Annotated in this window: 8 protein-coding genes; 6 read left to right on the top strand and 2 right to left on the bottom strand. The window is 55.9% G+C overall.

Going from position 1 to position 12,637, the window contains the following annotated elements:
• Positions 1-30: 30 nt before the first annotated feature.
• Positions 31-1,836, top strand: coding sequence for a M24 family metallopeptidase (locus V5T82_RS02205; RefSeq protein WP_332893943.1), 1,806 nt, complete (start codon positions 31-33; stop codon positions 1,834-1,836).
• Between the two features lie 50 nt (positions 1,837-1,886).
• Complete coding sequence (locus V5T82_RS02200; RefSeq protein WP_332893942.1) at positions 1,887-2,399, top strand: hypothetical protein; 513 nt, start codon at positions 1,887-1,889, stop codon at positions 2,397-2,399.
• A 7-nt stretch (positions 2,400-2,406) separates the two neighbouring features.
• Here V5T82_RS02200 and V5T82_RS02195 read toward each other — a convergent pair whose 3' ends face one another.
• On the bottom strand, positions 2,407-4,410 hold the full coding sequence (locus tag V5T82_RS02195; protein ID WP_332893941.1) for an ethylmalonyl-CoA mutase: 2,004 nt from the start codon (positions 4,408-4,410) through the stop codon (positions 2,407-2,409).
• A gap of 229 nt (positions 4,411-4,639) precedes the next feature.
• On the opposite strand from V5T82_RS02195, the gene ccrA reads away from it, so the two are divergent.
• The 3 genes from ccrA (at position 4,640) to V5T82_RS02180 (ending at position 9,213) form a co-directional block, all read left to right on the top strand.
• A complete protein-coding gene (gene ccrA, locus V5T82_RS02190; RefSeq protein ID WP_442917117.1) occupies positions 4,640-5,941 on the top strand; it encodes a crotonyl-CoA carboxylase/reductase in 1,302 nt (433 codons plus the stop codon).
• An 88-nt stretch (positions 5,942-6,029) separates the two neighbouring features.
• Positions 6,030-7,556 (top strand): ATP-binding protein, encoded by a 1,527-nt coding sequence (locus V5T82_RS02185; protein WP_332893940.1) that lies wholly within the window; start codon positions 6,030-6,032, stop codon positions 7,554-7,556.
• Positions 7,549-9,213, top strand: coding sequence for an acyl-CoA dehydrogenase family protein (locus V5T82_RS02180; protein ID WP_332893938.1), 1,665 nt, complete (start codon positions 7,549-7,551; stop codon positions 9,211-9,213). Before V5T82_RS02185 ends, V5T82_RS02180 begins: the two co-directional genes overlap by 8 nt.
• Positions 9,214-9,281: 68 nt before the next feature.
• Here V5T82_RS02180 and V5T82_RS02175 read toward each other — a convergent pair whose 3' ends face one another.
• Complete coding sequence (locus V5T82_RS02175; RefSeq protein ID WP_332893937.1) at positions 9,282-11,795, bottom strand: PAS domain S-box protein; 2,514 nt, start codon at positions 11,793-11,795, stop codon at positions 9,282-9,284.
• Positions 11,796-11,978: 183 nt separating this feature from the next.
• Between V5T82_RS02175 and V5T82_RS02170 the strand changes: the two genes are divergently transcribed.
• Positions 11,979-12,539 (top strand): cob(I)yrinic acid a,c-diamide adenosyltransferase, encoded by a 561-nt coding sequence (locus tag V5T82_RS02170; protein ID WP_332893936.1) that lies wholly within the window; start codon positions 11,979-11,981, stop codon positions 12,537-12,539.
• Positions 12,540-12,637: the final 98 nt, after the last annotated feature.

Here is a 12,637-nt window from a genome sequence, read left to right as displayed (position 1 = left end):
TAAGGCTTAACCTATTATTTTGAGGCAACAATGACCCACACCGATCCCATCGCTTATGACCCGACCTTGCTGGCAAAGCTGCGTGGTCGCATGAAGGCGGACGGCATTGCGGCCTATTTGGTGCCCCATGCGGATGCTTTTCAAAGCGAATATTTACCTCCGTCGGACGAGCGTTTGGCGCGGCTGACGGGCTTTAGCGGTTCGGCGGGCAGCGCCGTTGTCATGGTTGAAGACGCCGCCGTTTTCGTTGATGGGCGCTATACCCTTCAGGTGCAAAACGAAGTGGATGCGAAACATTTCACCCCAACCCCCATTGCCGAAACACGCCCCACTGCATGGCTGCGCCAGCGCCTCAAGGCGGGGGACCGCCTTGCGTATGACCCCTGGCTCTACACCCCAGCTCAACTGAGCGGGTATGAGACCCTTTGCCAGGACCTCGGCGCGGAAATGGTGGCCTTGAGCCAAAACCTCATCGATGTGTTTTGGCCCGAGCGCCCAGCCCCTCCGGCCAGCGCTGTTACAGCCCTCAAACCCCCGTTTGCCCCCCTGACGTCAGACGCCAAACGCGAATTGGTGGGCAAAAGTTTGGACAAGGCCGGGGCCGAAGCGGCCGTCATTTCTGCGGGCGATTCCATCGCTTGGCTGTTCAATTTTCGCGCCGACGACGTGCCTTTTACCCCGCTGGTTTTGGCCTATGCCCTGTTGCACAAGGACGGTTCGGCACAGCTGTTCATCGACACCACACGGTTGGATGAAGAGGTCCGCGACCACCTAGGCCCGGACGTTGCGCTGAAATCCCCCGACCAATTGGGTGCAGCCTTGGACCAACTGGCCCAAGACAAACAGGCCGTGCGCGTCTGTAGCCAAACCGCACCCGCGTGGATTATGGAACGATTAAGCCACGGTGACGCCAAAGTGGTGAGCGGATCGGACCCGTGCCAGCTGCCCAAAGCCAAAAAAACGCCCGCAGAGCTCGACGGCATGCGGGCCGCCCACGTCCGTGATGGGGCCGCATTGACCACGTTTTTGGCGTGGCTCAGCAATACGGGCCCCAAAGGGGGCGTGACGGAGATGTCTGCCGCTGAAAAACTCGACGGCCTGCGGGCGCAAAACGACCACTTCCAAGGCTTGAGCTTCCCGACCATTTCCGGGTCCGGGCCCAATGGCGCCATCGTCCACTACCGTGTGACAGAGGACAGCGATCGCGAACTCAAAACCGGCGAGCTGTATTTGGTCGATTCGGGTGCCCAGTATCTGGACGGCACCACCGACGTGACCCGCACGGTCGCCATCGGCGAACCCACGGCGGAAATGCGCGACCGCTTCACCCGGGTGCTCAAAGGCCACATCGCCATTTCCACCCAAGTCTTCCCACGCGGCACCAAGGGTTATGAGTTGGACATCTTGGCGCGCCGGGCCCTTTGGGAGGTCGGACTGGATTACGATCACGGCACCGGACACGGGGTCGGCACCTACTTAGGCGTTCACGAAGGTCCGCAATCCATTTCCAAACGCGGGGTGGGTGCTGCGCTGGCGACAGGCATGGTGCTGTCCAACGAACCCGGATACTACAAAACCGGAGCTTTCGGCATCCGCATCGAAAACCTGATTTGCGTCAAACAGTTGCCTGCGCCCAAAGGGGCTGAACGCGAAATGATGGGGTTTGAGCCATTGACCTTGGCCCCCATCGACCGCACCTTATTAGAAGACGATCTGCTAAGCCCCGCTGAACGGGCCTGGGTGAATGCTTATCACACCCAAGTTTTTGAAAAGATCGCTCCGCTCTTGGACGATGAAACGCGTAAATGGCTGGAGTGGGCTTGTCAGCCCCTATGACTGTCTTAACGTTTTAGAAGGTATCCAGACCTCATTATACTGTTGAATTCGTGTGTGAATTCGCAAATGGAGCATGCAAAGGCAAAACCATGGGGCTGTTCGACAAAGACACTGACGAACCGACAACATTCACCAAACCGGTGGATCCCAATTGGGTGCGCACGCCCCAAGGCACGTTTTTGCCGTTTTTGACCATCGATCCCGAAGCACTGGGCCTGTCCGGCGTGGGCGGCATCTTCCTGATCTGGCACGGCGGTTTGAAACCCCAGTGGGTCTACGCTGGGCACTCGGCAGACTTGGCTGCATCGTTTCATCAAGTCGGCGAAATGTCCGAAGTCGTCGAGTACGACATCAACGGCGGCCTTTGGGTCGGCTGGGCCCCGGTCAAAAAACCTTACCGGGCAGGGGCTGTGAAATACATCGACGAAAACTTCAACACGTTGGTCCCAAACGAAAGTGCCTACAACGACAAAACCGACCCGGTCCCCGTCATTGCCCCCGTCACCAAACGCAAAAAGAGCTCAGGCCTTGCGGCACTGAACCCTTTTGCAAAATCCGATTAGTTGCAGCTTAAGCCGCGCGGTTTTTGTCGATGACTGTGGCGATGTCGGCCAACATGGCGCCGATTTCGAAGTCTTTTGGGGTGAACACACGGGCCACGCCTAAATCTTTCAACGCCTGCATGTCGCGTTCGGGAATGATGCCGCCGACGATCACGGGGATGTCGTCTGCACCTTGGTCCTTCAAGCCCTTCATCACGTCTTCGACCAAGGTCAAGTGAGAGCCCGACAACACCGACAAGCCCACCGCGTGCACACCTTCTTGAAGGGCAGCGGAGACGATTTCTTGCGGCGTTTGGCGGATGCCTTCGTAGATCACTTCGAAACCGGCGTCACGCGCGGCCAAAGCTACTTGTTCGGCACCGTTGGAGTGACCGTCCAGGCCGGGTTTAGCGACCAAAAGACGCGGGCGCGTGCTCATGTCGTCGCTAAGTTCATTGATCTGGGTGCGCACATCGTCGATGTCGACCACCGGGGCGTGAGATGCTCCGGCGATACCCGTAGGCGCACGGTATTCACCGAACACTTCGCGCAGCTTGTTGCCCCACTCACCCGTGGTGACGCCTGCTTTGGCGCAAGCGATGGAGCTTTCCATAATGTTGCGGCCTTCTTTAGCCGCCGTTTCCAGTTCAACCAGCGCTGCTTGAACGTCGGCGTCGTCACGCTGGGCACGCCACGCTTTCAAGTTTTCGATCTGGGCTTTTTCGGCTTCGGCGTCCGGCGTTAAGAAGGTTTCCGCACCCGACACCAGCGGAGAGGCTTCGCCTTCGGTGAATTTGTTCACACCGACCACGGTTGAATCACCCGCCTGGATCGCAGCCAAGCGTTTGGCGTTGGATTCGACCAAGCGCTGCTTCATATAGCCGACTTCAATGGCTTTGATGACGCCGCCCATTTCGTCCAGGCGCTTCAGTTCTTCACGGGCTTGGGCTTTGAGCTCTTCAACCTTGGCCGTAATTTCGGCAGAACCGTCAAAGATGTCGCCGTATTCCAGCAAATCCGTCTCAAACGCCATGATCTGTTGCAAACGCAAGGACCACTGTTGATCCCACGGACGCGGCAGGCCCAAGGCTTCGTTCCACGCCGGAAGCTGCACGGCGCGCGCCCGGGCGTTTTTGGACAGCACCACCGACAACATTTCGATCATGATGCGATACACGTTGTTTTCCGGCTGCGCTTCGGTGAGACCCAAGGAGTTCACCTGCACACCGTAACGGAAGCGGCGCATTTTCGGATCTTCAACGCCGTAGCGCGTCTGGCAAATCTCGTCCCAAAGCTCTGCAAACGCGCGGGCTTTACACAGTTCCGTCACGAACCGGATGCCCGCGTTCAAGAAAAAGCTGATGCGCCCCACAACAGTGGGGAAATCTTGGGGTGCAATGGCGCCGGAGCTTTTCACCATATCCAAAACGGTAATGGCGTTGGCCATGGCAAAGGCCAGCTCTTCACCCGGTTCTGCGCCGGCTTCTTGTAAGTGGTAAGAGCACACGTTCATGGGGTTCCATTTGGGCATTTCTTTGGACGTGAACGAAATCACGTCCGTTTCCAAACGCATGCTTGGTGCCGGCGGGAAGATATAGGTGCCGCGCGACAGATATTCTTTGATGATGTCGTTTTGCGTCGTGCCTGCCAATTTGGAACGGTCAACACCTTGAGATTCGGCCGTCGCAATCAACAGCGACAACTGCCACGAAGCCGCCGCGTTGATGGTCATGGACGTATTCATTTTGTCCAACGGAATTTCATTGAACAGGGTCTTCATATCCCCCAAATGGGAAATCGGCACGCCCACCTTGCCCACTTCACCGCGCGACAGCACGTCATCGGCGTCCAGCGCGGTTTGGGTTGGCAGGTCAAAGGCCACCGACAGGCCGCTTTGGCCGCGGCTTAAGTTGGTGCGGTACAGTTCGTTCGACGCGGCAGCACTGGAGTGGCCGGAATACGTGCGAAACAGCCAAGGCCGATCCTTTGCGGGGGCTTTTTTCGGTGCCTGGGGCGCGGATTCGTTGGTCATGAGGAGGTCTCCCTGAAAGTCTTCACCACCTTTTTTGGTGGTTTATGGCAAGGATTTTCACTCAGAACGCAATTTTTCGCAAGTGCGAAAGAAATTGTGCGTTGCAATATTTTTTCAGATAGGGTCATAATTGACCTAATGATCAACAAAGGACCTCCCCACCAACGCCGAATGGCGACTTTGTTCTGGGATCACATCAATGGGGCGGACCCGAATGGAGGCTAATCAAATGGCTCAAGCCAACGTAGACGAAAACACCGGCGGCATCGCCGAAGTACTCGCAAACCAACCGAAAAAAGATCTGTACGAGATGGGCGAATTTCCGCCCCTCGGTCACGTTCCGAAAAACATGTACGCGTGGGCTATTCGCCGCGAACGTCATGGCGAACCGGACACGGGCATGCTGGTTGAAGTCGTGCCGACACCGGTCCTGGACAGCCACGAGGTTCTCGTGCTGGTCATGGCCGCAGGCGTGAACTACAACGGCATTTGGGCTTCTCTGGGTCTGCCGATTTCACCGTTTGACGTGCACAAAGCCGAATACCACATCGCCGGTTCCGATGCGTCTGGCATCGTTTGGGCCGTGGGCTCCAAAGTGACGCGCTGGAAAGTCGGCGACGAAGTTGTGGTTCACTGTAACCAAGACGACGGCGACGATGAAGAATGTAACGGTGGCGACCCGATGTTTTCACCGACCCAACGCATCTGGGGCTACGAAACGCCTGACGGATCGTTCGCACAGTTCACCAACGTCCAAGCACAACAGCTTTTGCCGCGTCCCAAACACCTGACGTGGGAAGAAAGTGCGTGCTACATGCTGACGCTGGCCACCGCGTACCGCATGCTTTTTGGCCACCGTCCGCACATTTTGCGCCCGGGTCACAACGTGTTGGTTTGGGGGGCTTCCGGCGGTTTGGGCTCCATGGCCATTCAGCTGATCGCCACCGCAGGTGCCAACGCCATCGGTGTGATTTCCGAAGACGACAAAAAAGACTTCGTCATGCGCATGGGTGCACGTGGCACCATCAACCGCAAAGAATTCGATTGCTGGGGCCAACTGCCCGACGTTGACGACCAAGAAGGCTACAAAGAATACATGGGGCGTTGCCGCAAATTCGGTAAAGCCATCTGGGACATCACCGGCAAAGGCAACGACGTCGACATGGTGTTCGAACACCCCGGCGAAGCCACCTTCCCGGTTTCCGCTTTCGTCGTGAAACGCGGCGGCATGGTGGTGTTCTGCGCGGGCACAACGGGCTTTAACATCACGTTCGACGCACGCTTTGTGTGGATGCGCCAAAAACGTATCCAAGGCAGCCACTTCGCACACTTGAAGCAAGCCGCCCAAGCCAACCAATTGGTGATCGAACGCCGTTTGGATCCGTGCATGAGCGAAGTGTTCCCGTGGGCCGATATCCCCGCAGCACACATGAAAATGCGCAACAACCAACACAAACCGGGCAACATGGCCGTTCTGGTGCAAGCCATGGAACCGGGCCGTCGCACGATTGAAGATTGCGTCGAAAGCTAAGCCAAAGCACGCCGGACTTGCGCAGCAGCAGTCCGGCGTGCTTTAATAACGTAATTTTTCTTACGTTATTAAAGCACGGGCCGTAACTATGCAAAAAACTTGGGGTTTTTATGGTCGCAATAGCGAACTGGAAGAGATTGAAACCATTATCTCATCCGGACGTTGGTTCTTTTGTGCCATATCAGGACGGCGGCGCATTGGCAAGACGACGCTGATTCAGCAGGCGCTACGGAGACGCCAGAATCAGCACTATTTCTATTTCCAAGTGCCCGATAGCGACGAGCGTGGCGTGGTGCAAGCGTTTTGGGAAGCTGCCGAAGATATTTTTGATGATCATGAAGGCATGCGTGCGGTTTTGACCAATCGTGTCCGAAGCTTTCAAGACATGGCCGAAGCCATTGATGGCTTATGCGCAGTCGGTTTCATCATCATCATCGATGAATTCCAATATTTTCATCGCAAAGCCCTATCTCCCTTTGCATCCTTCTTACAATCTCGTGTCGATGAAATGCGAAACACTAACAAGGGTGGGCTGTTCGTCCTTGGCTCCATCCACACAGAAATGACGGCCATTTTAGAAGACCAAGCATCACCGTTGTTCAACCGTGTGACACACCGTTTGCATCTAGATCACTGGGATTTCGAGACGTTTTTTGAAATGTGTGAAGCCCAAGATGTCCAAACGCCGGAACACTGGCTGTTCTTGTGGTCCTTGTTCGAAGGTGTGCCGAAGTTCTACCGCGACGCCTTTGACCAAGGGGTCTTGGCCGATCAAAACGAATATCGCCAAACGACGTTACGCAAATTGTTCTTTGAAGGCGCAAGTCCGCTTCGCGACGAAGCCACCAACTGGTTTTTGCGCGAACTTCGAGGACGATACGACAGTGTTCTCAAAATGCTCGCCAACAAGGGGCCGTGCACGCGCGGCACATTGGAAGATGAGTACGACCGCGATGGTGTCGGTGGAGAAAAACAGTTAGGTGCGTATCTCACCACCCTAATCGACCGCTACCAAATGGTCGAAAAGCTCCAGCCCATCTTTGCGTCGAACAAATCACGCAAAGCCCGCTACGTGATCACGGACAATTTCTTATCCGCTTGGCTGCGTGCATTGGGGCGCAATGTGCAGATGGCACGGGTTCAGCCTGTTGCGAAGCCGTTAGCCCGAGCGGACGAAATGCTAATGGTCCATGAGGGCTATGCGTTTGAAAAAATGATCCGCATCCTCCACGAAGAAAGCTCGCGCAAAGGCGTCGGCGACTTCGCCTTGACCGACTTCGTATATGGCTACTGGAACAAGGCCGATGGCTCCGACGTGGTAATCGACATTGTCACGTGCAACGAAGACGACAAAATTCTCCGCTTGGGCTCGTGCAAGCGTAACCAAGACAGCCATGACGGCAAATCTTTGGAAAAATTCCAGTTGCACATCTCGCGCTTTCTCAAAAGCAAAGAAGGCCGCCGCTTTGACGGTTGGAGCGTCGAGCATGCGCTTTTCTCTCCGCGCTTTGACGAGCAAACAAAATCACATCTGCAGGAGCAAGGCTACATTTGCCGCGACCTGAACGACTACAAAGAAACTCTCTATCCAAAACAGGGACCAAACAATGAGTAATGCCTCCCCATACAAACTCGACGGTGTGCTGGCGTTATGCCAGCAGGCCGCTAAAGACTGTTCCATCTTGATCGAAGCTGCGCGCTCCGGCGTGCAGGCCAAAATCGTCACAGATGGCCGTATTAACAGCAAGCTATTGGACCAAGAACAATTTGCCGCCCACGGGTTTTCGTGGCTGCAAACTTACGTTCGCGCGGTTGAGCAACTGGTGCACTGGGCCGAACGTTTGGACGCCAATGGCGAACTGGGCGAGATTGAAGAGCTGATCTTGCAAGTGGGTACAGCCGAATACCTCAGCCAAATGGCTGGCGGCATCCCCATGAGCCAAGTCGAAGTGGTGCGCCCACGCGATATGGGTGTCAGCCCTGAACAGGTGCGTGAGTTCTACACCGACGCGGTCACCAAGCTGGTTCAAGACGGCAACGCCAACGCAGCCCGTGTGCGTATTGCGGAACTGTTGGATGTGCACACGTCCAGCTTCGGCAAAGACGCCTTGGGCGACGAAATGCTCGACATGATCCAAGAGCAATTCCGCCGTTTTGCCTCCGAAGAAGTCGCCCCCAACGCGCCCAAGTGGCACGACGACGATGTGCTCATCCCCGATGAGATCATCAACCAAATGGGTGAGCTGGGCGTCTTTGGCCTCACCATCGAAGAAGAGTTCGGCGGCTTGGCCATGTCCAAGACCTCCATGTGCGTGGTCACCGAAGAACTGTCGCGCGGCTACATCGGTGTGGGCTCTTTGGGCACACGTTCCGAAATTGCGGGCGAGCTGATCACTATCGGCGGCACGCAAGAACAAAAAGAAAAGTACTTGCCGCAAATCGCGGCGGGTGAGTTGCTGCCCACCGCCGTGTTCACCGAACCCAACACGGGTTCTGATTTGGCGAGCCTCAAAACCCGTGCTGTGAAAGACGGCGATGTCTACCGCATCACCGGCAACAAGACCTGGATCACGCATGCTTCAAGGTCCGACATGATGACGTTGCTGGCGCGAACCAACCCCGACGAGCCCGGCTACAAAGGTCTTTCGATGTTCTTGATCGAAAAACCGCGCGGCACCGAAGGCGATCCGTTCCCGTTGGAAGGCATGACCGGCACGGAAATCGAAGTGCTGGGTTATCGCGGCATGAAGGAATACGAACTGGCGTTCGACAATCTGGAAGTTCCGGCTTCCGCCTTGTTGGGTGGCGTCGAGGGCGAAGGCTTCAAGCAATTGATGTCCACGTTCGAAGCCGCACGCATCCAAACTGCGGCCCGCGCCGTCGGTGTGGCTGCCAATGCGTTGGAGCTGGGCTTGCGTTATGCGCACGACCGCACCCAATTCGGTCAACCCATCGTCAACTTCCCGCGCGTTGCGGCGAAGCTGGGCTGGATGGCTGTGGAAACGCAAATTGCGCGTCAAATCTCGTTCTTTGCTGCACGTGAAAAAGACATCGGCCACCGCACCGATATCGAAGCGGGCATGGCGAAATTGCTAGCCGCTCGTGTCGCTTGGTCCAACGCCGACAACGCGTTGCAGGTCCATGGCGGCAACGGCTATGCGTTGGAATATCCCATCTCGCGCGTCTTGGTGGATTCTCGCATCTTGAACATCTTCGAAGGTGCAGCCGAAATCCAAGCCCACGTGATTGCGCGCGGCCTGCTGAAACCATAAACACAAACGGACCTCCCCCCCGCAAAAAGCCCCGACGTTTTCGTCGGGGTTTTTTTATGCTGCAGAGATCAGCTGTTTTGAGATTTGTCCAAGCACACCGTAAAGGTCGAACCGACGCCCGGCTGTGATTTAACGCGGATGTTGCCGCCCATGGCTTCCACCATGTGCTTGGTCAACACCAAGCCCAAGCCCGTGCCTTGAATATCTGTGGATTCCGCACCCAAACGCTGGAACGGCTCAAACAGCATGGCCGTCTGTTCAGGCCTCAAGCCCGGTCCGGTGTCCGAGATGGCGACACACACCTCTTCATTTTTGGTTTTAACTTTGATGCGGACCTGTCCACCGTCCACATTGTACTTAATGGCGTTGGTCACCAGGTTGATAATGACTTGTTTGAACTTCAAACGGTCCGCTTGAATGTAGACCGGCGATGCCTCGCGGTCGAACTCAAGGCCAATGGCCTTGGACTTCAGCATCGGTTTTAAGGAATCCAAACAGGTCCCGATCAAATCGCGGGCGTTCACCGTGGCGAGGCTGACATCCAAACGGCCTTGTTCGACTTTGGCCAGTTCTAGAATCTCGTTGATAATGTCGAGCAAGTGATGGCCCGACTGCTCAATCAAACCCAAATATTCCCGCTGCTGATCGGACAAACCGACGTCACTGACTTCTTTGACCATTTGCGAAAAGCCAATGATGCCGTTCAAAGGCGTGCGCAGTTCGTGGCTCATGCCTGTGAGGAACTCGGTCTTGGCCGAGGTCGCATACCCGGCTTGTTCCTTGGCAGCGAAGATTTCCAGCTGAGCCTTTTTGCTCTGGGTAATGTCGTCGCACACCAGAAGGGTCGATTCTTCCTCGTTCACAAACAGGCGCACACCCGAAATCAAGAAATCGCGGTCGTCCCCGTCGCGGGTGCGCAGTTTCAACTCATAGTCCGTCAGCACACCGTTCGCATCAAAAGCGTCGTAGAGCTTCTCACGGTCCGATGGTGAGACCCAGATGTTCATATCTTGGGCCGATTTGCCGATGGCTTCGGAATAGTCATAGCCCAACACCGACACCCACTTGGCGTTCACGTCTTGGATGGCATGGTCGCTGTCGCGCGAAATGCTCATCAAACTGGGCGACGCGTGGAATACGGACCAGAATTTACGCTCCGACGTGCGCAGCGCTTCTTCGGTGTCTTTGAGTTTGGTGACGTCCGTCTGAATGCTGACCAAGCCCCCCAACGATGTGCGGCGGTCGCGCGTCATCAAATGACGCCCGTCTTTGAGCAACACCGGGAAGGTCCCTTCCAGCCGCAAACGATACTTCAAGCGCGTTTGCAAATATGCATCCGCGTCTTTGTAACCATCGGGAACAATGACATTGCCGCGCATCACATCGATTTGGCCCAAGTCCATGAAGTGCACGCCTGGACGCGCTTGTTCTTCGGTGTAGCCATAGTCCTTGCGAAAGCGCGAGTTGCTGGCGACCAGCTTACCGCCTTCGTCGTACAACACGAAGCCTTCGGACATACTCTCAATCGCGTCGATCAGGTTGCGCTCGGCCTTTTCAGCGCGGTCACGGGTGTTCAACAAACTGTCTTCGGCGTCTTGACGCAACAACGCCAATCCCAACACCTCGGCGATGCGGGTCACCAGCTCGCGCTCGTCCAAGGACCAGTTGCGCGGCTCCCCTTCCACATCGACGCCGACAAAGCCGATGAATTTGTCCTTGGCGAAAATCGGCGCGCTCAGATGAGACGTGATGCCGCCGTCCTGCATCATGGATTTAATTTCTTGTGCTTCGTCAGGGAGTTCGCTGACGTCGACCAAAGAGATGGGGGTGTTGTTGCGAAATTGGCTCAAACACCAATCGAAGCGTTCCGTCGCCATGCCGACGTAATTATCCCGGCGCGAAGAACAGCCCGGTGCGACCCATTCGTGGGTGTTGGAAATCATGTGCCCATCAGCCATCAAACGAAACACAAAGGCGCGCGCACTACCAACGGCTTCCCCCAACACGCCCAACGCAGCCTCCACCGCTTCGGGTTTGGAATCGGCCAAGACCAGGCGCGTGACTTCGGCCAGCTTCGCGTCACGGAACTGTCGGGCTTTCAGGGCGTCTTGGGCCAAGCGGCGCTCGGTGATGTCTTCTTTGATGGCGACAAAGCGCGTGATAGCACCGTTCGCGTCAATAATGGGCGCAATGGCGGTGGATTCCCAATAGAGCGCGCCCGAACGCTTGCGATTGCACAGCTCACCGCGCCACGTTTCCCCGCGCAAAATGGTTTCCCATAGCTTGGCATATATCGCAGGTTCCGTCTGTCCGGATTTAAGCAAACTTGGCTTTTGGCCGATGGCTTCGCTGGACGCATAGCCTGTCGTTTCGACAAAGCGCGGATTGACGTATTCGATTACACCTTCGGTGTCGGTGATGATGACGGAACTTGGACTGGCTTCTATAGCTTGGAAGAAAGCCGTCGGGTCATTTTCGACAATCGACACGTCAAAGCTGCCAACGCCCTGGCTTTGTGCCGTGCGGACAACGTCTCTCACCACAGCGCTTACGCGGCGGAACGGTTGTTTATGTGCCGTCATCAATCGAATTTGCCCTTAGTTTAGGGCACCCCCACAGTCCGGGTTGCAGCCTTACCCCATAATTCAAGGTTAGTTTGTAAGATGAATTTTGGAAATTACCCATTTGGACGAGTTAGCTTAAATTCGCAGCTTGCGAATCCCGTCAGCCAATCGCATGTTTAGTCCCCAACAAGGAGACACCCGATGGTCAAATTATCGAAAATCTACACCCGTGGCGGCGATGGCGGCACCAGTGGACTGGTCGACGGTTCGCGCGCAAGCAAGAGCCACCTGCGATTTGACGCCATCGGCGACGTGGACGAAGTCAACTGTGCCATCGGAATGGCTCGTGTGGTTTTAAACGACGGCAGCGACGCCGACCGCTTTTTGGCCGGGGTACAGAATGATTTGTTCGATTTGGGCGCAGATTTGGCGACTCCGGGTGAAATCGAAGGCGCTTTGCGCCTGGCTGAGGGCCGCACCTGCGCCTTGGAAGCCGAAATCGATGTCTTAAGTGATACTTTAGGTGAACTCACCAGCTTTGTGTTGCCGGGTGGAAGCGAAGCCGCAGCCCGCCTGCACGTGGCCCGCGCCCTGACGCGTCGCGCTGAGCGCACCATTGTTAAGCTCAACGTCGACACCCCCCTAAACCCAGAAATCTTAAAGTATATCAACCGTTTGTCTGATTTTCTCTTCCAGCTGGCACGTGCAGAAAACGACCAGGGCGCAGCCGACGTGCTGTGGAAACCCGGTGGCGATCGCTAATCGAAGTCAAATTCAATTAATCACTTGGTCAATAAAGTTTTTGCACCTGCGAAAAGAGTTTGCAGGCGCGGTAAAACTTGCCTAAGCTCTTTGCCTCA

The sequence above is a fragment of the Magnetovibrio sp. PR-2 genome, from assembly GCF_036689815.1.
GTDB lineage: Bacteria > Pseudomonadota > Alphaproteobacteria > Rhodospirillales > Magnetovibrionaceae > Magnetovibrio.
Note: the sequence above shows the minus strand (reverse complement) of the source record. Positions and strands in the feature narration are given on the sequence as shown.

Bases quoted from the DNA above. Each gene is read 5' to 3' on its own strand.
- V5T82_RS02195 (WP_332893941.1), bottom strand. From the start codon at position 4,410: ATGACCAACGAATCCGCGCCCCAGGCACCGAAAAAAGCCCCCGCAAAG.
- V5T82_RS02185 (WP_332893940.1), top strand. From the start codon at position 6,030: ATGCAAAAAACTTGGGGTTTTTATGGTCGCAATAGCGAACTGGAAGAG.
- V5T82_RS02175 (WP_332893937.1), bottom strand. From the start codon at position 11,795: ATGACGGCACATAAACAACCGTTCCGCCGCGTAAGCGCTGTGGTGAGA.
- V5T82_RS02170 (WP_332893936.1), top strand. From the start codon at position 11,979: ATGGTCAAATTATCGAAAATCTACACCCGTGGCGGCGATGGCGGCACC.
- V5T82_RS02180 (WP_332893938.1), top strand. From the start codon at position 7,549: ATGAGTAATGCCTCCCCATACAAACTCGACGGTGTGCTGGCGTTATGC.
- V5T82_RS02205 (WP_332893943.1), top strand. From the start codon at position 31: ATGACCCACACCGATCCCATCGCTTATGACCCGACCTTGCTGGCAAAG.
- ccrA (WP_442917117.1), top strand. From the start codon at position 4,640: ATGGCTCAAGCCAACGTAGACGAAAACACCGGCGGCATCGCCGAAGTA.